This is a genomic window from Jejudonia soesokkakensis (assembly GCF_042664795.1).
In the GTDB taxonomy this organism is placed as follows: domain Bacteria; phylum Bacteroidota; class Bacteroidia; order Flavobacteriales; family Flavobacteriaceae; genus Jejudonia; species Jejudonia soesokkakensis.
The window spans coordinates 173727-194035 of sequence record NZ_JBHTBN010000001.1 but is presented as its reverse complement, the minus strand read 5'-3'; the positions used below and the strand labels follow the sequence as shown (position 1 = coordinate 194035).

At 37.2% G+C, this 20309-nt stretch carries 20 protein-coding genes and 1 tRNA gene; 15 read left to right on the top strand and 6 right to left on the bottom strand.

Annotated elements, in window-relative coordinates; all coding sequences use genetic code 11:
* The first annotated feature begins 40 nt into the window (after positions 1-40).
* From ACFQO1_RS00930 to ACFQO1_RS00920, 3 genes are all read left to right on the top strand, one after another.
* Positions 41-2770, top strand: a complete 2730-nt coding sequence (locus ACFQO1_RS00930) for a PD-(D/E)XK nuclease family protein (protein WP_380215780.1) — start codon at positions 41-43, stop codon at positions 2768-2770.
* Positions 2771-2772: 2 nt separating this feature from the next.
* Positions 2773-3615: an alpha/beta hydrolase family protein gene (locus ACFQO1_RS00925; protein WP_380215778.1), complete on the top strand. Its 843-nt coding sequence runs from the start codon at positions 2773-2775 to the stop codon at positions 3613-3615.
* A 25-nt stretch (positions 3616-3640) separates the two neighbouring features.
* Positions 3641-3714: transfer RNA gene (locus ACFQO1_RS00920), tRNA-Ala, on the top strand.
* A 38-nt stretch (positions 3715-3752) separates the two neighbouring features.
* Here the strand turns inward: ACFQO1_RS00920 and ACFQO1_RS00915 are convergent.
* Positions 3753-4547: a universal stress protein gene (locus ACFQO1_RS00915; protein WP_380215776.1), complete on the bottom strand. Its 795-nt coding sequence runs from the start codon at positions 4545-4547 to the stop codon at positions 3753-3755.
* Positions 4548-4590: 43 nt separating this feature from the next.
* Here ACFQO1_RS00915 and ACFQO1_RS00910 point away from each other — a divergent pair, with 43 nt between their 5' ends.
* The 4 genes from ACFQO1_RS00910 to ACFQO1_RS00895 all read left to right on the top strand — a co-directional run bounded on the left by ACFQO1_RS00910 (position 4591) and on the right by ACFQO1_RS00895 (position 8028).
* Positions 4591-5100 (top strand): GNAT family N-acetyltransferase, encoded by a 510-nt coding sequence (locus ACFQO1_RS00910; RefSeq protein WP_380215774.1) that lies wholly within the window; start codon positions 4591-4593, stop codon positions 5098-5100.
* Between the two features lie 34 nt (positions 5101-5134).
* A complete protein-coding gene (locus tag ACFQO1_RS00905) occupies positions 5135-6466 on the top strand; it encodes an MATE family efflux transporter (protein ID WP_380215772.1) in 1332 nt (443 codons plus the stop codon).
* Positions 6467-6740: 274 nt separating this feature from the next.
* Positions 6741-7193 (top strand): 6-pyruvoyl trahydropterin synthase family protein, encoded by a 453-nt coding sequence (locus ACFQO1_RS00900; protein ID WP_380215770.1) that lies wholly within the window; start codon positions 6741-6743, stop codon positions 7191-7193.
* 76 nt (positions 7194-7269) lie between these two features.
* Positions 7270-8028, top strand: a complete 759-nt coding sequence (locus ACFQO1_RS00895; protein ID WP_380215768.1) for a UDP-2,3-diacylglucosamine diphosphatase — start codon at positions 7270-7272, stop codon at positions 8026-8028.
* On the opposite strand, the gene recJ is transcribed toward ACFQO1_RS00895, so the two are convergent.
* On the bottom strand, positions 8018-9709 hold the full coding sequence (gene recJ / locus ACFQO1_RS00890; protein ID WP_380215766.1) for a single-stranded-DNA-specific exonuclease RecJ: 1692 nt from the start codon (positions 9707-9709) through the stop codon (positions 8018-8020). The genes ACFQO1_RS00895 and recJ overlap by 11 nt on opposite strands.
* Before the next feature lie 126 nt (positions 9710-9835).
* Here recJ and ACFQO1_RS00885 point away from each other — a divergent pair, with 126 nt between their 5' ends.
* Entirely contained in the window at positions 9836-10426 is a 591-nt protein-coding gene (locus tag ACFQO1_RS00885) for a carboxymuconolactone decarboxylase family protein (RefSeq protein ID WP_380215764.1), read from the top strand.
* Positions 10427-10775: 349 nt separating this feature from the next.
* Here the strand turns inward: ACFQO1_RS00885 and ACFQO1_RS00880 are convergent, their stop codons facing one another.
* The 4 genes from ACFQO1_RS00880 to ACFQO1_RS00865 all read right to left on the bottom strand — a co-directional run bounded on the left by ACFQO1_RS00880 (position 10776) and on the right by ACFQO1_RS00865 (position 13274).
* Positions 10776-11351: a uracil-DNA glycosylase family protein gene (locus ACFQO1_RS00880; RefSeq protein ID WP_380215762.1), complete on the bottom strand. Its 576-nt coding sequence runs from the start codon at positions 11349-11351 to the stop codon at positions 10776-10778.
* Positions 11351-12022, bottom strand: a complete 672-nt coding sequence (gene rsmI / locus ACFQO1_RS00875) for a 16S rRNA (cytidine(1402)-2'-O)-methyltransferase (RefSeq protein ID WP_380215760.1) — start codon at positions 12020-12022, stop codon at positions 11351-11353. The genes ACFQO1_RS00880 and rsmI overlap by 1 nt, the downstream gene beginning before the upstream one ends.
* 94 nt (positions 12023-12116) lie before the next feature.
* Positions 12117-12476 (bottom strand): DoxX family protein, encoded by a 360-nt coding sequence (locus tag ACFQO1_RS00870; RefSeq protein ID WP_380215758.1) that lies wholly within the window; start codon positions 12474-12476, stop codon positions 12117-12119.
* Positions 12477-13274: a hypothetical protein gene (locus ACFQO1_RS00865; RefSeq protein WP_380215756.1), complete on the bottom strand. Its 798-nt coding sequence runs from the start codon at positions 13272-13274 to the stop codon at positions 12477-12479.
* A gap of 100 nt (positions 13275-13374) precedes the next feature.
* Here ACFQO1_RS00865 and ACFQO1_RS00860 point away from each other — a divergent pair, with 100 nt between their 5' ends.
* The 7 genes from ACFQO1_RS00860 to ACFQO1_RS00830 all read left to right on the top strand — a co-directional run bounded on the left by ACFQO1_RS00860 (position 13375) and on the right by ACFQO1_RS00830 (position 20308).
* The gene (locus ACFQO1_RS00860; protein WP_380215754.1) at positions 13375-14013 is read left to right on the top strand and encodes a thymidine kinase; all 639 of its coding nucleotides are present in this window, start codon (positions 13375-13377) and stop codon (positions 14011-14013) included.
* The gene (alr, locus tag ACFQO1_RS00855; protein WP_380215752.1) at positions 14013-15122 is read left to right on the top strand and encodes an alanine racemase; all 1110 of its coding nucleotides are present in this window, start codon (positions 14013-14015) and stop codon (positions 15120-15122) included. Before ACFQO1_RS00860 ends, alr begins: the two co-directional genes overlap by 1 nt.
* 81 nt (positions 15123-15203) lie before the next feature.
* Positions 15204-15614, top strand: coding sequence for a large conductance mechanosensitive channel protein MscL (gene mscL, locus ACFQO1_RS00850; RefSeq protein WP_380215750.1), 411 nt, complete (start codon positions 15204-15206; stop codon positions 15612-15614).
* Positions 15615-15746: 132 nt separating this feature from the next.
* Positions 15747-16736 (top strand): aspartate-semialdehyde dehydrogenase, encoded by a 990-nt coding sequence (locus ACFQO1_RS00845; RefSeq protein WP_380215748.1) that lies wholly within the window; start codon positions 15747-15749, stop codon positions 16734-16736.
* A gap of 68 nt (positions 16737-16804) precedes the next feature.
* Positions 16805-17209, top strand: a complete 405-nt coding sequence (locus tag ACFQO1_RS00840; RefSeq protein WP_380215746.1) for a DoxX family membrane protein — start codon at positions 16805-16807, stop codon at positions 17207-17209.
* A gap of 57 nt (positions 17210-17266) precedes the next feature.
* The gene (locus ACFQO1_RS00835) at positions 17267-18649 is read left to right on the top strand and encodes an Ig-like domain-containing protein (protein WP_380215744.1); all 1383 of its coding nucleotides are present in this window, start codon (positions 17267-17269) and stop codon (positions 18647-18649) included.
* Between the two features lie 12 nt (positions 18650-18661).
* A complete protein-coding gene (locus ACFQO1_RS00830) occupies positions 18662-20308 on the top strand; it encodes an FG-GAP-like repeat-containing protein (RefSeq protein WP_380215742.1) in 1647 nt (548 codons plus the stop codon).
* Position 20309 lies beyond the last annotated feature (1 nt).

Sequence of the window (20309 nt, the reverse complement as noted above, 5' to 3'; positions counted from 1 at the left end):
GAAACGCCTCCTTTTAGGAGGCGTTTCTTATTTTTAAGGTATGCTAACATTTCTTGAAGAGACTATTCAAAAGCTTACCTATCAATATGAAGATATTTCTTCACTTAAAATTATTGTTCCTAGTAAACGAGCTGGTGGATTTTTAAAAAATTACCTTAGAAAAGAATCGAAGATTACTACTTTCGTTCCCACCATTTTGAGTATTGAGGAGTTTATTCAAGAGATTTCTCAACTCGCTATCATCGATTCGACAGAGCTTATATTTAAAAGCTATGAAGCCTATTTACAAACTACTAGTTTTTCAGAAAAAGAAGACTTCGAATCCTACACGTCTTGGGCAAGTACTTTACTAAATGATTTTAATGAAGTGGACAGGTACCTCCTGGACCCTAAACAATTTTTTAGCTATTTGGGAAGTATTAAAACACTCGAAAAATGGAATGTAAAAGGTGAACAAACCGAGCTTATCAAAAATTATTTATCTTTTTGGGACAGCTTACTTGACTTTTATAACACTTTAATTAAAGCTCTAGAAAAAGAAGAAATAGGGCATCAAGGGCTTGTTTACAGAAAGGCTTCAGAAAAAATAGAAACCTATATCAAGCAGCAGCAAGGAACACCACATGTGTTTATAGGATTTAATGCGCTTAACAATGCCGAACAGCATATCATTCAAAAAATATTGGAAGATCACATTTCTTCAATTTTTTGGGATGCTGATTCTCACTTTCATGAAGACACTAAGCATAGCGCTTCTCTTTTTTTAAGACGCTATCTCAAGGAATGGACGTATTTTCAGAAGAACAAGCCTCAGTTTATCGCATCAAATTATAGTCAGGAAAAGAGCTTTAAAGTTATAGAGGTTCAAAAGAATATAGGACAAGCAAAATACGTAGGAGAAATTCTTTCAGAATATGATGCAGAGAAATTAGCAAATACAGCCGTCGTATTAGCAGATGAGAAGTTACTCATGCCAATTTTACATTCGCTACCTCCTAATGTAACATCGGTAAATATCACGATGGGTGTCTCTTTAAAAACATTTCCCATCACAACATTCTTCGAATTATTGCTCACACAGCACACAAGAAGTAACGATCTAATTTATTATAAAGATATATTCGCTTTGCTTTACCACCCTACGGCTTCTTTATTGGTTTCTGATCGTAAAAAAATAATTTCAGAAATTAATAAAACAAATTCTACACATCTTTCAGAAGCGCATATGTACGAAATCACAAATATTGATGATCTAGAGATTATTCGCCTCTTGTTTGGAGATTGGAAAGATAGGAGTGAGATCGCACTAGAAAAGTGCCTACATATAATTGAACTTCTGAAAGAAAGTCTCACTATTACTACAGTAGAAAAAGCAGCCCTATATCAATTATTAGAAATTTTTGAAAGAATTTCTGCATTGAACAAAACCTATTCTCACTTAAAATCGATTAAAACTATTCAAGGCCTTTTTTCAGAGTTGATTGCCTCAGCAACTTTAGATTTTAAAGGAGATGCATATGAAGGGCTTCAAATTATGGGGATTTTAGAAACCCGGGTCTTAGACTTTAAGAACATTATTATGACCTCTGTAAATGAAGGTGTATTGCCCACGGGAAAATCAAACGCTTCATTCATTACCTATGACTTAAAACAAACTTTTAAACTGCCTTTATATACAGAAAAGGACGCCATTTATACCTATCATTTTTACAGATTGCTCCATCGAACGAAAGAGATTGCACTAGTATATAATAGTCATTCTGAAGGATTGCACACGGGAGAGAAAAGTAGATTTTTACTGCAACTTGACCTTGAAAAACATCCAAATCATAGCTTGCAAAAGACAATAATAACCCCAAAAATATCCATTGCTCCTACTACTTTAAAAACAATTGCTAAAACCGAAGCTGTTGGCAAAAGACTACAGGAGATTGCCAGTAAAAAATTCTCTCCTTCTGCACTTACAAGCTATATTCGAAACCCTATGGACTTCTACTTTCAAAAGATTTTAGGAGTTCAAGAAGCAGATTTGGTAGAAGAAACAGTTGCTGCCAATACGCTAGGTACTATAGTACACGAAAGTTTAGAGACACTATATACTCCGTTTCTGGGGAAATTTATATTTGAAAAAGAACTTAAAGAACGAATGGCGCAAATCGACACCATTGTTCTCGAGCAATACAGAAAACATTTCAATAGCAACGGGGCGATAAAGGGTAAAAATCTACTCATATTTGAAGTAGCTAAGCGATATGTGTATAATTTTTTACGCTTTGAAATACATTGCGTACAAAATGGAGATCAAATCAAAATTCTTCAGTTAGAAAAAGAGATGGTGGTTCCAATTGACATTCCGTCAGTAGGCTTTCAGGTTAATTTAGGAGGAAACGTAGACCGCGTAGACGAATGTAACGGTGTTCTTCGCATCATTGACTACAAAACGGGACTTGTCAATCAAGGCGAGCTTGAGCTGGTCGATTGGCAAGATTTGACAGCAGACTACAAGTATAGCAAAGCATTTCAAGTACTTGCGTATGCAACGATGATGGAGCATACTTTTAAAGATTCCTATTGTGAAGCAGGCGTGATCTCATTTAAAAATTTAAGTAGCGGATTTTTGAAATTTGGAACTAAGGAAGCACCACGAGCACAAACTAAAAATCAAAAAATTACTTCGGAAACTATTGACATATTTAAAAATCACCTCGTAGAATTAATCATAGAAATCTGTGATCTTAACATTCCCTTTACCGAAAAAGAAATAACCTAACAATGCATATAGAAACGAATCTCGTCCTAGAAACTGAAGGTAAAAAACCTATTGTATATGATGTATATCACAATGGGGGCCATACGCCCAAACCTATTGTTATTTTTTGTCATGGATACAAAGGATTCAAAGACTGGGGAGCCTGGAATTTGGTGGCAGAGGAATTTGCTAAAAAAGAATTTTTCTTTTTAAAATTCAATTTTTCACACAACGGGGGCACTGTAGACCAACCTATAGATTTTCCAGATCTGGAAGCCTTTGCGCAAAACAATTATAGCAAAGAGCTAGAGAACCTAGAACGTATAATTAAGCATGTACAAACTGCCCAAAAATATGCGGATGATGCAGATGTCACAAATATATCACTCATTGGGCATAGTCGTGGAGGCGGAATTGTACTTATCAAAGCAGAAGAAAATAATGCCGTAAAAAGAGTGATCACATGGGCAGGTGTAAGTGATTATAAAGTACGTTTTAAAGAAGGAACTGAAGCTTTTAAAAAGTTTAAAGAAACCGGTAGAATGTTTGTAGAAAATGGACGAACCAAACAGCAAATGCCGCATGATTGGCAATTTTATGAGGATTTTATTGCAAATGAAGAACGATTAACGATTCAAAGAGCAGCTACTAATCTCGACAAACCATGGCTTATTATTCATGGAGATTCAGACACAAGCGTTAATGTTTCTGAAGGTAAAGCGTTGCATCGTTGGAACCCAAAAAGCACTCTGGAGATTATCAAAGAGGCAGATCATGTATTTGGTGCTAAACATCCTTGGGGGAAAAAAACCCTTCCAAAACATCTAAAAAAAGTAGTTCAACTTAGTAGCGATTTTTTGAAATAATATAGTACATTCGTAATCCAGTTTCGGGGGATTAGCTCAGCTGGCTAGAGCGTTTGGCTGGCAGCCAAAAGGTCATCGGTTCGACTCCGATATTCTCCACATAAAGCAAAAATCCCACACCTAAGTGTGGGATTTTTTTAATCTTGAACCCGTAGGACAAGTAATGGTTTACTCGTGTGAAACTCTTTTTTAAGCACAACGTTCTTTTCCCAAAGTTTTTTAAAGAACCCTCTTTTGCGACGCACCACACATAACATATCCGGATTATTACTTTGAAAATGTTCTAATACTGCCTGAAAAGTAGTTGCATTTTCAGTCTTTGTATACTTATTCTTTAATTCTTTAAGCTTCCCACTTACATGTTTCATCTCTTTTGTAGAGTCGGGAGTTTCAACATGTAACAGGTTAATTTCCGTATCAAAATGCTTTACAAATTGTCGCAATGGCTGCAGCATTTTCTTTTGACTGAAAGTACCATTTTTAAAAGCCATCAAAATGCTTTTAGGAGGTGAAAAAGTAGCACCTTCTGGCACCACAAGAATAGGAATATTGGTTCCTTTTAATAGTTTCCCCGAGGTGTTCCCTAAGTAAACTTCTTCTCGTATTGAGTTACTTCTTGGAGAAAGCACCATCAAATCCACAGGAATGTGTTTATTAAAACGCTCCACACCCTCTATCATATTTCCTTTTAAGGTATGCGCAATGACGGTAACACCTTTTTTATCTACTTGGGCTAAAACTTCATCCAATCTATTGGTCGAATCTTCCTTTATAATTTCATTGACCTTAGTAAGTCCACCCACTTTTGAAAATTCTTTGAAAACTGAAATCACATATACAAATGCATCCATTTCATCGGCCAGATCAATTGCATATTGCAAATTACTCACCGCATTAATTGAAGAGCCTACAGGAACCAGTATATTTTTCATAAGAAAATGTATCTTTAATTCACTGCAAAATTACTTTTAAAATATGATTCGGAAAGCGAAACCTTCAGAAATTGACAAAATTATAACAATCACAAAAGCTTGTGCAGCTAAAATGGTTTCTGAAAATATTTATCAGTGGAATGAAGCGTATCCTTCAAAAAAAGCTTTCAGCAGAGACCTAAAACGAGGGGAATTGTTTGTATTACTTTCTGAAGGTAAAGTGATAGGTTGTATTACTATTTCTTCGGAAAAGGACAAAGAATACAACGATATTGATTGGTTAACCAAAGATGCAAAACAATACTACATTCATCGACTTGCAGTACATCCCGACTTTCAGCATCAAGGCAATGCGAAACAATTAATGGATTTTGCCGAAGCGTTTGCAAAAACAGCTAATGCAGTTTCTGTTAGACTCGACACCTTCAGTAAAAACATAAGAAATCAGGAATTTTATGAAGCACGTGGCTATCAAAAATTAGGAGATGTCTATTTTCCAAGACAAACCGAATATCCATTTCATTGTTATGAGTTGGTGCTGGAATCCCCCTAAAATTACTTATTAAATACCTAATTTTGCCCTTCAGATGGGCGTTACAGATATTTCATTTAAAAGAATTCAGCAATTGGCGATACCCGCTATTATTGCTGGTATTGCAGAACCTGTATTGTCGAGTACAGATGCAGCGGTCGTAGGTAATATTCCAGAGTTTGGCACCGAAGCACTAGCGGCGGTTGGGATTGTAGGTACATTTTTATCGGCCCTTATCTGGATCTTAGGGCAAACAAGGAGTGCTATTTCGGCAATTATTTCCCAAAATCTGGGAGCTGGTAACATTACTCAATTGGCTAACTTTCCTGCGCAGGCAGTTTATTTTAATATTGGACTAAGTATTATTCTTTTGCTCTCAACCTACTTTTTTGTGGAAGAGATTTTTTCGCTATTAAATGCGGAAGGTTTAGTACTTCAATACAGCATTGATTATTATAACATAAGGGTATGGGGATTTCCTTTAACCCTCTTCACTTTTGCTGTCTTCGGAATTTTTAGAGGCCTGCAAAACACATTCTGGCCTATGATTATTGCAGCGATTGGCGCAGGAATTAATATTGGGTTAGACTTTGCACTCGTCTATGGTATCGAAGGGTATATCTCCGAAATGGGCGTGGTGGGTGCTGCCTGGGCAAGCCTTATTTCACAAATTATTATGGCGCTGCTGGCACTTTTCTTTGTGCTGAAAAAAACAAAAGTTTCACTGAGATTAAAATTTCCATTGCACTATGAAGTAAAACGGCTTGTGAGCATGAGTTTTAATCTTTTTTTACGGTCGGTGGCTTTAAATGCAGCCTTAATTCTTGCAACACGAGAAGCTGCAGCCTTAGGAAACGAATATGTTGCTGCGCACACGATTGCTTTTAATATTTGGATCTTTACTGCTTTCTTTTTAGACGGCTATGGTGCTGCAGGGAATATTTTGGGAGGAAAATTATTGGGAGAGCGAAACTTCAACACGTTATGGAAACTCACTAAAAAGGTAAACTTATACAACCTGGGGGTTGCCACAATTTTAGTCATTGTGGGGCTCCTATTGTATTATCCGCTTGGTGTACTTTTTAATAAAGATCCACAAGTACTCACCATTTTCTACGGAATGTTCTTTATGGTATTAATTTGTTTACCTTTTAACGCCATGGCGTTTACGTTGGATTCAATTTTTAAAGGACTAGGTGAAATGGGGTATTTGCGAAATGTTTTATTAGGCGGAACGATTTTTGGCTTTATACCTGTTTTATATTTTTCTAAATATATGGGTTGGGGGTTAACTGGAATATGGCTTGCGCTCATTGTTTGGGTGGCATATCGAGCTGTAGCACTCATTATAAAATTTAAAAGAAAATATATCCCATTAGTGAATTAGCATTATTTTTGAAAAAAATTAAATTCATGAAAGAGATACTAGAGTTTGTTGGTGGTCCAGGTCTGTTCCTAATTTTAGCGATATTAGTGATCGTCGTTGTAATTTACAGCCGTTTTAAAAAGAGAAGATAGTAGTTATATTATATGGAAACAATTGATTATATCTTTGGAAAAGGCGGATTTGTTATTCTGGCTCTAATCGTAGTCATTTTAGTACTGTACAAGAAATATAAAGATTGGAGAGATTTTAAAGCCCCAACAAAAAAGAAACGGAAATGAGCAATATAAGAATTACCAAACAATTTTCTTTTGAAACCGGACACGCCTTGTATGGTTATGATGGCAAATGTCGTAATGTGCACGGACATAGCTACCGACTTTCAGTAACCGTTATTGGAACCCCTATTTCAGATACATCTAACGTTAAATATGGGATGGTCATTGACTTTAGTGACTTAAAAAAAATCGTGAAAGAAGATATTGTGGATGTTTTTGATCATGCCACTGTATTTAATAAAAACACACCTCATGTGGAACTTGCAAAAGAGCTAAGTGACCGTGGTCATAGCGTTCTATTAGTCGATTACCAGCCTACTAGCGAAATGATGGTCATTGATTTTGCTGAAAAAATAAAAATTCGATTGCCTAAAAATATTACCTTACATTCCTTACGATTGCAGGAAACTGCAACCAGTTATGCCGAATGGTTTGCGAGTGACAATCTGTAGTAGTCCGATTGAAGTTGGTCGATGACTGTATAACTGACTACTTAAAACTATTTCCTGAAATCCCTATCTTTACAAGATGCAAATTCCACCCGGAAAAAAAATATACTTCTCTAGCGACAACCATTTAGGAGCTCCTACTGCTGCTGAGAGCCTTCCACGTGAAAAGAAATTTGTACAATGGCTGGACGAAGTAAAAGAAGATGCTGCTGCTATTTTTTTATTAGGGGATCTTTTTGATTTCTGGTTTGAGTATAAAACCGTCGTACCCAGAGGTTTTGTACGTGTGTTAGGAAAACTTGCCGAAATAAGCGACAGCGGAATTCCAATTTATTTTTTTGTAGGAAATCATGATCTATGGATGCGTGACTATTTTGAAAAGGAATTAAATATCCCAACCTATAGAGAGCCTAAAGAATTTACATTTAATGATAAAGTTTTCTTTATAGGTCATGGTGACGGAAAAGGTCCTGGAGACAAAGGGTATAAGCGCATGAAAAAAGTGTTCACAAACCCTATATTTAGATGGTTATTTCGTTGGTTTCATCCTGAGTTAGGGATGCGATTGGCACAATATCTGTCCGTAAAAAATAAGATTATTTCTGGCGAAGAGGATAAAAAATTTTTAGGTGAAGAAAATGAGTGGCTCGCATTATACGCAAAACGAAAATTAGAGACAAAACATTATGACTATTTTGTCTTTGGACACCGACACCTTTCCATGGAAATAAAAGTAGGTGAGAATTCAACCTATTATAATTTAGGAGACTGGATCACACATTACACCTACGGTGTTTTTGATGGTTCAAATTTTGAATTGAAAGAATTTACGCCTTAATATCTTTTAATCGCAATTGTAAACTTACCGTTCCGTTCCATTCATTCTCATCAATTACATACGCAGCTTTAAAAGGTTTTCCTGTACATGCAATATCATGTTTGTCTCCCATGCCAAAACCGATACCCGTAAACTGATTAGAATTTTCCTGCTTTACAACAACACGCAGATGACTTTTATCGTCTCCTACACATTTTCCGAAGCCAACATCTACTAAGTTCTGACTCATAAAGACTGGAGTCATATTACCCGGACCAAAAGGTGCAAACTGCTTTAAAATCCTATAGAATTTTGGTGTAATATCCTTTAAATTGATTTCAGCATCAATCTTCAGTTCTGGCTTTAAAAGTTTAGGATCTATGGTTTCCTGTACTACTTTCTCAAAAGCTGCTTTAAAATTTTCATAGTCTTTCTCAAATAAAGTCAGCCCAGCTGCGTACTTATGGCCGCCAAATTGCTCAATATATTCAGCACAGCCTTCCAGTGCATTATAGACATCAAATCCAGAAACAGAGCGAGCCGAGGCGGCTAACTTCTCACCACTTTTAGTAAAAACCAATGTCGGGCGGTAATATGTTTCGGTTAACCGAGAAGCCACAATCCCTATGACTCCTTTGTGCCACGCTTCATCATATACTACTGTTGTAATACGCTCTGTTTCTCCATTGTTCTTTATTTTCCGAAGCGCTTCTTCAGTAATTCGTTTATCTGCCTCACGTCGGTCTGTATTAAATTCTTCTATTTCTTGAGCCCATACGGCAGCAGCATTCATATCAGTTTCGACCAATAACGTAACAGCATGGTTTCCATGTTTCATACGGCCCGCCGCATTGATGCGAGGAGCAATGATAAAAACCACATCTGTAATGGTAAGGGTATCTTTTTTGATCTGTTGTAAGATCGCTTTAAAACCTGTACGCGGATGACTGTTTATTACCTTTAAACCATAATAGGCAAGCACTCTATTTTCACCAGTAATGGGAACAATATCGGCTCCTATGGCAGTGGCAACAAGATCAAGATATAGTAATAGATCTTCAGTCTTTAGATTTCTTTTTACTGAAAGTGCCTGAATTAATTTGAATCCGACCCCACAGCCACATAATTCCTTGTACGGATAGTCACAATCCTCCCGCTTAGGATCTAAAACTGCGGTAGCTTTAGGTATTTCTGTTCCAGGACGATGGTGATCGCAAATAATAAAATCAATTCCTTTTTCTGAAGCATAGGCCACTTTATCAACGGCTTTAATGCCGCAGTCCAATGCAATGATAAGACTAAAGTCATTGTCTGAAGCAAAATCAATTCCTTTATACGATATTCCGTAGCCTTCATCATACCGATCCGGAATATAAGTTGCCACATTGGGGTAATAGGATTTAAGGTAAGAAGACACCAAGGCAACACTCGTTGTACCGTCTACATCATAATCCCCATAAATTAAAATGTTTTCCTCATTTGCGATAGCATTTTCGATCCGTTTTACGGCAAGCTCCATATCTTTCATTAGAAATGGGTCGTGCAACTCATCAAGGCTCGGTCTAAAAAACTGTTTGGCTTCTTGAAATGTCGTAATTCCACGCTGAATTAAAAGCTGTGAGATCAAAGGGTCAACTCCCAGAGATGTACTTAATTCTTGTATAAGCTTGGGGTCTTGTTTAGGTTGTAGCGTCCAGCGCATGTATGGTATGAATTATGGGGAGCAGAAAGTAAATGTACAAAATGATCCATAGAAATTATAAAGATGTTTCTTCTTTCTCAAATTTGAATTGCGTAATTTCGGAAACCGAAACAAAAAAACAAACCCATGCCTTTAGTTACTCCTTTAGATCCAGATCACGATACAGAAACACAGTTTTTAGCCGAATTTTTTAATGAAACACTAGGCTTCTGTCCAAACAGTGTACTTACCATGCAGCGTCGTCCTGCGATAAGTAAGGCGTTTATCAACCTCAATAAGGCAGTCATGGCAAACGAAGGAAAGGTCACTTCGGCTTTAAAGCGTATGATCGCTTGGGTGAGCAGTAATGCTACGGGCTGTCGATATTGCCAGGCACACGCCATACGCGCTGCAGAGCGCTACGGAGCAGAACAGGAGCAATTGGATAATATTTGGGAGTACCGCACCCACCCTTCTTTTTCAGAAGCTGAAAGAGCTGCGCTGGATTTTTCGCTAGCTGCTTCTCAAGTGCCGAATGCTGTTGACGAAGAAATAAAAGAACGCCTTTATAAACATTGGGACGAAGGCGAAATTGTCGAAATGCTGGGCGTAATTTCTTTATTTGGCTACCTCAACCGTTGGAATGATTCAATGGGCACTTCTATAGAAGAAGGTGCTGTAGAAAGTGGTGAACAGTATTTAGGTAAACACGGCTGGGAAAAAGGAAAACATCAATAAAATAGTTAATTGATGGATTTAGTTTGTTACGTTGGAAAAAATAAAATCCATTGATAATGGTGGTTGTTCTTGAAAATTAAGAACTTTTTCCTGTTTTAATTTTCAAGAACTTTCCGTTTATAGTAATTAGGAAGGCGCTGTTGAAAGTGGCGAACAATACCTTGGTAAGCATGGGTGGGAAAAAGGAAAACATGTATAGAATTTTGATGTTTGAGCGACGAGTATGAAAATAATGTTATTATAATAACCATTGAGAGCCCATTGATAATGGTAGTTATTTTAAAAAAGTGAGAGCTTTTCCTTTTACATTTATTGAAAATAGTTATCTCTAGCTTCTAGCTTCTAGCTTCTAGCTTCTAGCCAATATCTCTTTAATCTTTTTCTGAAGCTCAGGTACGATATTTTTCTCAAACCAAGGGTTTTTAGCACGCCAAAATCTATTCACAGGCGAAGGATGTGGCAAAGGCCAATAGGTAGGTAAATATTCCTGATAATGATTGGCCTTATGGGTAAGGTTATTCTTTTCTCCTGGCAAATAATAGGCTGTAGCATACGAACCAATCAACAACGTAAGTTTTACATTATTTAATTCTGAAAGCACATCGTCATGCCACAGAGGAGCACATTCTTTTCTTGGTGGCGCATCGCCAGTTTTTGCCTTGCCAGGATAGCAAAAACCCATAGGGAGGATCGCAAAATTAGTAGTATTATAAAAAGTAGCTTCGTCAACTCCCAACCACTCTCTCAATTTTTTACCACTTTGATCTGCCCACGCTATCCCGCTTTCATGAACAATACGACCGGGCGCCTGACTTATTAAAATGATTTTTGAATTAGAGGCTGCTTCAATAATAGGTCTGGGTCCCAAAGGTAAATGAACTTTGCAAACAGTACAGTTTCTTATTTCTGAAAGTAACTGTTTCACTATCGCTTCCCCTCTGCCACTATAACCAATTCTCCCTTGGGTGGTTTATTTGTAAAATATTCGATTACTTCAGAAAGTGTGCCTCGTATCGTTTCTTCGTGCAGTTTTGATAGTTCACGCGAAACCGAAACTTTTCGGTCTTCCCCAAAATATTCGGAAAAGTGAGTAAGGGTCTTTACCAGTTTGTGAGGAGATTCATAAAAAATTAGGGTTCGAGTTTCTTCGGCGAGTGCTACTAATCGAGTCTGACGCCCTTTTTTAACGGGAAGAAATCCTTCAAATACAAATTTATCATTTGGTAATCCGCTGTTGACAAGCGCTGGCACAAAAGCTGTGGCGCCAGGTAAACAATCAACTTCTATTCCAGCCTCTACGCACGCTCTGGTTAACAAAAATCCAGGGTCGCTTATTGCAGGGGTTCCTGCATCGCTGATTAATGCCACCGTTTCACCTGCCTGAATTCTTTTTACAATTCCTTCAGTAGTTTTGTGTTCATTATGCATGTGGTGTGACTGCATATGGGTGGTGATTTCAAAATGTTTAAGGAGTTTTCCACTGGTGCGGGTGTCTTCAGCAAGAATAAGATCTACCTCCTGTAGTACTTCAACAGCACGAAAGGTCATGTCTTTTAAGTTTCCGATGGGAGTAGGTACAAGGTAAAGTTTTGACACAGGTTAATTGTTGGTTGTTGGAAATAATTTAAATAAAAATTTATTTATTCAGTGAGCAAAGCGAACGAGCGCTCCTCAATTTCTATTTTCTACATTAGTTATACCTCACGTCCTTTCCGAATAAATAACTAAGCAGCAGTACAATCATACCTACAAGTGGTAAAATCGTTCCGCCATCGGCTGCCTTATAGTGTGCTAAAAAAGCCAAAATTAAGTCAAAAAATAACCCTGCATAGGCCCATTCGGTCAACCATTTGCTTTTACGCCATACGATCATACCTACTGCTACTACTTTAGCAATCGCTAACGGAATGACGAGATAAGAAGGATAGTTAAATGATTTAAAAAAGCCTTTGACCATCTCCGTGTTTATAAAATACATCCCTGCAGAATACAAAAAAAGCAGGCAAAGTGCTGCTGTTGCAATCCAGTAGATACTCTTTTGGGTTCTCATTTACGAAAAACTTTTTTCGACAAGATTCATAAAACGTTCACTGTATTCTTCTTTGCCCATCCAGTAATTATAGTCTGGTTTTACTTTTCCTTTTATAAAAGTGGCAGCTTCTTCCCAGGAGTTCATCGTATCTATTTGTGAAAGTACGCGAGTATAGTCCTCTGTCTTCCCGTCAAATAAGTGTTTTACAAAAGCCAATCGATCATTTAAACCAATTTTTAACCCTTTCTGCACCGAATCATTGATGGATCTTGGTCTGTCTGGCTGTGATATTGTTTCTCCTACCAGATCATCAGATTTTTTTGGCATATCCTTACTTTTTGCCGGCTCTCTTTCTGACAATATCGGAGGTGATGACGGACTTGCTTTTCTTTCAAAGGTGGGTGTTTGCTGATAATTGGCTGCGAATTCTTCTAGGTCATTTTTTATATATTTCTTTTTAGGGAGAATTTCTTCTAGCAATGCATCCATTTGCTGTGATTCTTCTGGCATTTGAGCGACCAGATCTTTGATCTTTTCCATAAGTGGTTCTACCAATTCCTCTTTGTGCTCTGGGCGAGGCACAGGCTCTGGCTCCACAAACCAATTCGCTTCTCGATAACTTTTTGAATCCTTTGATATTGTTTGTTCAGAAAATGTTTCAGAAGGTTCAATTTGAGATTCTAGATATGCTAACACGCTTAAATTTTCATACAATGCAGCCACTCGATTTTTTAGATTCGAAGTTGTTTCGGTCGTACTTTCTGCAAGTAACTGTGTTGCCAGTGCTTTTATCTTCTCTTGAATTTCTTTCTTCATAACTTTTAAAATTACCGCGCTTTTGTGTTTTTGTTTTTATAAATTTACGCATCCTTTCAATAAACGTCAAAGATTTTAGTTTTATTCTAACACCACTACTATGTTTCTCGAAAATACCGTAAATCAGAAAGAGCAATTTGGCTGGATCGAAGTGATCTGCGGCTCTATGTTTTCGGGTAAAACGGAAGAACTAATTCGTCGTTTAAAACGAGCAAAATTTGCGCGACAGCGAGTTGAAATTTTTAAACCCAATGTCGACGTGCGCTATGATGAAGACATGGTCGTTTCGCACGATAGTAATGAAATACGTTCAACACCTGTTCCTGCGGCAGCCAATATCCCCATCTTGGCAGATAACTGCGACGTAGTAGGAATTGACGAAGCTCAATTTTTTGACGATGAGATCGTAAAGGTCTGTAACGATCTTGCAAACAGAGGTGTTCGGGTGATTGTCGCCGGACTTGATATGGATTTTAAAGGGAATCCGTTTGGGCCTATGCCAGCTTTGATGGCCACAGCCGAATATGTTACCAAAGTACATGCCGTTTGCACACGCACAGGAAACCTAGCTAATTACAGTTATAGAAAAGCACAAAGTGACGATTTGGTGTTACTGGGAGAGACTGAAGAATACGAACCCCTAAGTCGTGCCGCTTTTTATAAGGCGATGCTTCGTGAAAAAGTGAAGAAAATGAATGTGCAGGACCCTCAGGAAATTCCTACCAAAAAGCAGGCGTAATGGCAAAAGCTACCGAAACCATTCTTGAGATCGACCTCAACGCCCTTGCTCACAATTATAATTACATTACCTCGAAGCTGAATCCCAAAACGAAAGTTTTAGCTGTAGTAAAAGCATTTGGATATGGAAGCGAAGCTGTAGAAGTTGCGAAAGAATTGATCAAATTAAACGTTTCTTATTTTGCAGTAGCCTATGCCAGCGAAGGAGAGGCCTTAAGAAATGCTGGAATTGAAACACCTATTTTAGTATTACACCCGCTTCCTGAAAATTTTGATGTGATTGTAAACAGGTGTCTCGAGCCAAGTATCTATTCTGAAAAGATGCTCAATGAATTTATTTCCTTTGCTGAACATAAAAATCAAACCAACTACCCTATACATTTAAAATTTAACACAGGACTCAACAGGTTGGGTTTTGCTTCTAAAGCTGTTTCAGATATTACTCACATACTTGCTAGTACCGAAAGTATTAAGGTACGTTCTGTATTTTCACATTTAGCAGCGAGTGAAGATGCTTCAGAGGCTGCGTTTACAAAACAACAATTAAAAGAATTTGCGGTACTTTCCGAAGCTCTTTCAGAAATACTACCTTATCCATTTCTTAAACACACTTTAAATACTTCAGGAATTATTAATTTTCCTGAAGCACAATACGATATGGTACGCACTGGAATTGGATTGTATGGTTTTGGAAATGACGTACAGGAAACTGCCAATTTAAAACCTGTAGCTACCTTAAAAACGGTGATTTCTCAAATTCATACTATTGCTGCTGGAGAGTCTGTAGGATATAACAGAGCCTTTATCGCTCCTCAAGCTATGCAAACCGCCACCTTGCCTATTGGACATGCAGATGGCATAAGCAGAGGGTATGGAAATGGAAAGGGATGGGTTTCTATTCATGGTCAAAAAGCACCTATTGTAGGTAATGTTTGTATGGATATGATCATGGTCGATATTTCGAAAATAGAATGTAAAGAAGGCGATGAGGTGATTGTTTTTGGAAATGCTCCTACAGCCGAAGCACTTTCCGAAGTGATTCATTCTATCCCCTACGAACTACTCACAGCTATTTCTCAACGAGTAAAACGTGTTGTTTGTCGAAAATAGGCTCCAATCCTCTTACGATTGTACAAAAGTATTTACGTTTTTAGTATTTTAGAAATCTATTAACTCTTAATCAACTAAAACATGTTAAAAGAATTCAGGGATTTTATTATGACGGGCAACGTGATCGACCTTGCGGTAGCCGTTATTCTTGCAGGGGCTGTAGGCCTTGTAGTAAATGGTTTTGTGAGCGATATTATGATGCCAGTAGTAGGTCATTTCGCTGGCGGTATCGATTTTGCCGATATGAAATATGTACTTTCTGAAGCGGTAGTTGCAGCAGACGGAACTGTTGAAAAACCAGAAAATGCAGTCATGTATGGAAAATGGGTAAATGCCATTATTAACTTAATTATTGTAGGCTTTGTACTGTTTATGATTGTAAAAGCATACGCTAAGGTTCGTAAAAAGAAAGAAGCTGAAGCTCCAGCACCACCTCCTGGCCCAACCGAAATTGATTTATTAAAAGAGATACGTGATGCTCTTAAAAAATAAATAGCGCACCGCTACATTACTTTTGTATAATTAAACCCTCTATAGCCAAGGCTATGGAGGGTCTTTTTTTTGTTTTTTTAATTCGGAAAGATTTAAATCTTAAATAGTACTTTTGACTAAAATTTATTGACCATGAAAATAGCTGTTGTAGGTGCGACAGGAATGGTGGGCACCGTGTTGTTAAAAGTTTTAGAGGAACGAAATTTTCCTGTAACAGAACTGCTTCCAGTAGCGTCTGAAAAGTCTGTTGGAAAAGAAATCCTATTTAAAGAAAAGCCAGTGAAAATTGTAGGCATGCAGGATGCCATAGATGCAAAACCAGCGATTGCTATTTTTTCTGCAGGGGGTGACACTTCAAAAGAATGGGCTCCTAAATTTGCTGCCGCTGGAATCACCGTCGTTGACAATTCATCGGCCTGGAGAATGGATCAGGATAAAAAGTTAGTAGTGCCAGAAATCAATGCAAAAGAATTAACAGCTTTAGATAAAATAATTGCCAATCCCAATTGTTCAACTATACAAATGGTAATGGCATTAGCGCCACTACATAGAAAATATAAGATGCGTCGTGTGATTGTATCTACCTATCAGTCTGTTTCTGGAACTGGGGTAAAAGCAGTGCAGCAATTAGAAAATGAAATTACAGGCACTAAAGGAGAAATGGCATATCCGTATCCGATTCATAAAAATGCGATCCCCCACTGTGATGTTTTTGAGGCTAACGGCTATACAAAGGAAGAAATGAAACTTGCGAGAGAGCCACAAAAAATTTTGAATGATCGAACTTTTTCAGTTTCTGCTACAGCGGTTCGTATCCCCACAGCTGGAGGACATAGCGAATCGGTTAATGTTGAGTTTCATGCTGATTTTGAGCTGACCGAAGTGAGAAAAATGCTTAATGACACTCCCGGAATTACGCTACAGGACAACCCAGATACCAATACCTATCCAATGCCAATGTATGCCAATGGTAAGGATGATGTTTTTGTAGGTAGACTTCGAAGAGACGAAACACAGCCCAACACATTAAATATGTGGATTGTGAGCGATAATTTACGAAAAGGTGCTGCAACCAATGCGATACAAATTGCAGAGTATCTGGTTGAAAACAAATTGATTTAGGGTACTATTTTGTAAGTGTTTTATATTGGGTGCGTCTTATTGATGGTATCAACTAAAAAACACTACTCATGAAAATTTTTCATCTTGTCCTACGAATTGGACTAGGACTATTGCTTTTGGCGTTTGGTTTAAATAAATTTTTCTGGTTCATGCCAGATTTCGATTTTACAGGGTATCCCGAAGCAGACCATCTCTTTAAAGCATTACGATTTTCTGGACATGGAGATGTTGGTGCAGGATATGGATACATTATGAATATGGTTGGAGCCACCGAAGTAATTGTGGGGTTACTTCTCGTTTTAAAAAAATGGGTGCCTTTTGCCTTGGTAATGCTGGTCCCTATTTCAATAAATATTGTAGCTTTTCACCTAATGGTAAATTTTCCAAACATAGGACCAGCTTTGGTTGTTGCAATAGTTAATGCCTGCTTAATTTACCAAAATTGGGATGCTTACAAGACACTTTTTAGATAAAATTTTAACAACCAGTATATTATATATTTAATTACATTTGCTCTGCAAACAAAGAATATGCAGTTACAGGTGTCCCAAATAAAATACCTTGTCCTTTATTTAGTACTCTTTCTTTTTCTTTATTCCTGTAAAGAAGATGATGATGCCTACATCTCTTTAAATATCATAGTTGCTGAAGATTTTGCACAGCTATCTCAAAATAGGTTTGTAGATATCAATGTTTTTGTAAATGATTTAAATATTCCTTCGGAAGGCATACTAACAACTTCTGAAGCCTCCCAAGGTGTTGCTATGGTAATAGACCCTAATAATACTCCAGGAAACCCTAGTGATGACCTTATACGCTACGAAGCAAATCCAAATTATACTGGGGAAGATTCATTTACATACACTATTTGCAATGAGGAGGGTACCGATTGCGGAACAGCAAATGTGCTAATTAGTGTTTCCAGTTCTTCTACCGTAGCCTTCAATCTATCTGAAATGCCTTACCCAAAGCTATCTGACTATAATTTTTTTGAGGGAGATCTGGCAGATCAAAGCCCCAATTTTGGGGTGATTCCCTATAAGCCTATTAGTTCATTATTTTCAGATTATGCAGAAAAGAAACGTTTTGTGTGGATGCCAAATAATGTAATTGCTACCTATGAAGGAGATCATGAGCCGCTTGGTTTTCCTGTGGGATCTATTTTGATAAAAGCATTTTATTACAACGACGTTTTGCCTCAAAATGAAAGGCGAAATATAGAAACCCGTTTGATGATTAGAAAAGAAACGGGATGGATTTTCGCTACCTATATTTGGAATGACGAACAGTCTGAAGCATTTTTTGACCTTAGTGGCGAAACGAAAGAAATTACCTGGAATTTAAATGGTCAAACTAGAAATGTATCTTACCGAATTCCGGCAGAATCTTCTTGCTTTACATGCCATAATACGGCAGATGTTCCAATTCCAATAGGACTAAAGCCGCAGAATATTAATAGTAATTACCCTTATGAGAGTGGTACGCAGAATCAGCTGGAAGAATTTGTTCGAAATGGCTATTTAGAAAATACATTGCCTTCAAATATTACCACTGTTGTCGACTGGGAAGATACTTCAGAGCCTTTAGATATAAGAATGCGATCTTATGTAGATATTAATTGTGCTCATTGTCATAGTGCTGAAAGGTATTGTAACTATAGACCCCTTCGTTTTCAGTTTGATTTAACAGAAGATGATGTGAATATGGGAGTGTGTGTTGATCCAGATACTGCCATCCCTCCTTATACAAAGTTAGTAGAACCTGGGAATATTGATAATTCTTTAGTATATTTCCGCCTACAAACAACACTGCCTCAGTACAGAATGCCGCTGTTAGGTAGAACCTTACAGCATGAAGAACACTTAGAACTTGTAGAACAGTGGATAGAATCGCTGTCAAATAATTGTGATTAAACCCAATCTATTATGAAAAAAATTACTTTACTTTTATTACCTCTCCTTGCTTTTACTGGAGTATTTGAAGCTCAAACAGTAATCTTTACACAAGATGCTACAACCATTGACGAATCGGGAACCTTTAGAGGTGTCGTAGACATGAATGGAGATTTTCTTGATGATGTAGTTAGTATATCAACTACCAATGTCAATATTTTTTATCAAAATAATGATGGCTCTTTTACAGAAGCAAACATAGCAACCACAGCTGCAGATTTTTTCCCATTCTGGAGTATGGCTGCAGCAGACTATAACAGAGATGGTTTTACTGATTTATTATACGGAGATGGAAATGGAGTAACTTTTATGAGGTCAAATGGAACGGGAAATGGCTTTATTGAAGTATCTGGTCCTGAAGATGTTTTTTCACAACGTTCTAACTTTATAGATATTGATAACGATGGAAATTTAGATGCCTTTGTTTGTCATGATGTTGCACCTAATGTTTATTATATCAACGATGGAAGCGGGAATCTACAATTTAATCAGGTAAACGGCTCTAATTTTAATTTAGGAGACTTCCCTTCTGGTGGTCATTATGGATCTGTATGGATTGATTATGATAATGATCGAGATGTAGATATGTTTATCGCAAAATGTGGAGGTTCTGGCGATAGACCTGCTAATGTTATGCATCGAAGAGATGCAGATGGTAATTTTACAGAAGTTGGTGAACTTATTGGCTTAAGAGATGAAATTCAGACTTGGTCTAGTGCATGGGGTGATTTTGATAATGATGGGGATATGGACGTGTTTGTAGGAGCTAGCTCTGGATCACACAAAATGATGGAGAACAATGGAGATGGAACATTTTTAGATATTACTTTAGACTCTGGAGTTAGTGCACTTGCACAAACAGGGATAGAAAATACACCTATAGATTTCAATAACGATGGAAATTTAGACATTGCTTCAAATGGAAATATTTTATATGGTAATGGAGACAATACCTTTACAACTATCGATTTAAATGTACTATCATTTAATAATGGTGGTTTTGGCGATTTAGATAATGATGGTGACATTGATGCCTTTGCAGTAGAAGATAACGGAAGCGGAAACATAGGTCGTATTTATCGTAATAATGGTAATGACAACAATTGGATAAAAATAAATACGATAGGTACTGATAGTAATATAAATGGAATTGGTGCTAGAATTGAAATAGTGACAGAATCTAGAAATCAAATTAGAGATGTTCGAAGCGGAGAAGGATTTAGATATATGAGTAGTTTGAATACTCATTTTGGCTTAGGCACAGATGATGCAATAGAAAGCATTACTATATACTGGCCTTCAGGAAATATAGACATCATTGAAAATCCTACGATTAACAGTACTCTTAGTGTTGTTGAAGGACAAACACTGGGCTTAGAAGACACGCTTGTTTCTAATTTAATTGTGTATCCAAATCCCACTACAGAAATTTTAAACCTTAGTACAACTTTGAATTTAGAAAACCCTATTTATACTGTGTTTGATGTAAGTGGAAAAAGAGTTCTTAATGGAAAATTAAACACTACAACAGTAGATGTATCTCCAATAACAGCTGGGAATTATATTCTAAGGATTGTAGATGGACGAAACATAATGACTCAAAAATTTATAAAAAAATAAA

Excerpts from the sequence above, each read along its gene's own strand:
- ACFQO1_RS00835 (WP_380215744.1), top strand. The coding sequence starts at position 17,267 with ATGCAGTTACAGGTGTCCCAAATAAAATACCTTGTCCTTTATTTAGTA.
- ACFQO1_RS00895 (WP_380215768.1), top strand. The coding sequence starts at position 7,270 with ATGCAAATTCCACCCGGAAAAAAAATATACTTCTCTAGCGACAACCAT.
- ACFQO1_RS00845 (WP_380215748.1), top strand. The coding sequence starts at position 15,747 with ATGAAAATAGCTGTTGTAGGTGCGACAGGAATGGTGGGCACCGTGTTG.
- ACFQO1_RS00925 (WP_380215778.1), top strand. The coding sequence starts at position 2,773 with ATGCATATAGAAACGAATCTCGTCCTAGAAACTGAAGGTAAAAAACCT.
- ACFQO1_RS00840 (WP_380215746.1), top strand. The coding sequence starts at position 16,805 with ATGAAAATTTTTCATCTTGTCCTACGAATTGGACTAGGACTATTGCTT.
- ACFQO1_RS00900 (WP_380215770.1), top strand. The coding sequence starts at position 6,741 with ATGAGCAATATAAGAATTACCAAACAATTTTCTTTTGAAACCGGACAC.
- mscL (WP_380215750.1), top strand. The coding sequence starts at position 15,204 with ATGTTAAAAGAATTCAGGGATTTTATTATGACGGGCAACGTGATCGAC.
- ACFQO1_RS00905 (WP_380215772.1), top strand. The coding sequence starts at position 5,135 with ATGGGCGTTACAGATATTTCATTTAAAAGAATTCAGCAATTGGCGATA.
- ACFQO1_RS00830 (WP_380215742.1), top strand. The coding sequence starts at position 18,662 with ATGAAAAAAATTACTTTACTTTTATTACCTCTCCTTGCTTTTACTGGA.
- ACFQO1_RS00865 (WP_380215756.1), bottom strand. The coding sequence starts at position 13,274 with ATGAAGAAAGAAATTCAAGAGAAGATAAAAGCACTGGCAACACAGTTA.
- alr (WP_380215752.1), top strand. The coding sequence starts at position 14,013 with ATGGCAAAAGCTACCGAAACCATTCTTGAGATCGACCTCAACGCCCTT.
- ACFQO1_RS00860 (WP_380215754.1), top strand. The coding sequence starts at position 13,375 with ATGTTTCTCGAAAATACCGTAAATCAGAAAGAGCAATTTGGCTGGATC.
- ACFQO1_RS00930 (WP_380215780.1), top strand. The coding sequence starts at position 41 with ATGCTAACATTTCTTGAAGAGACTATTCAAAAGCTTACCTATCAATAT.
- ACFQO1_RS00870 (WP_380215758.1), bottom strand. The coding sequence starts at position 12,476 with ATGAGAACCCAAAAGAGTATCTACTGGATTGCAACAGCAGCACTTTGC.
- ACFQO1_RS00910 (WP_380215774.1), top strand. The coding sequence starts at position 4,591 with ATGATTCGGAAAGCGAAACCTTCAGAAATTGACAAAATTATAACAATC.
- recJ (WP_380215766.1), bottom strand. The coding sequence starts at position 9,709 with ATGCGCTGGACGCTACAACCTAAACAAGACCCCAAGCTTATACAAGAA.
- ACFQO1_RS00885 (WP_380215764.1), top strand. The coding sequence starts at position 9,836 with ATGCCTTTAGTTACTCCTTTAGATCCAGATCACGATACAGAAACACAG.
- ACFQO1_RS00915 (WP_380215776.1), bottom strand. The coding sequence starts at position 4,547 with ATGAAAAATATACTGGTTCCTGTAGGCTCTTCAATTAATGCGGTGAGT.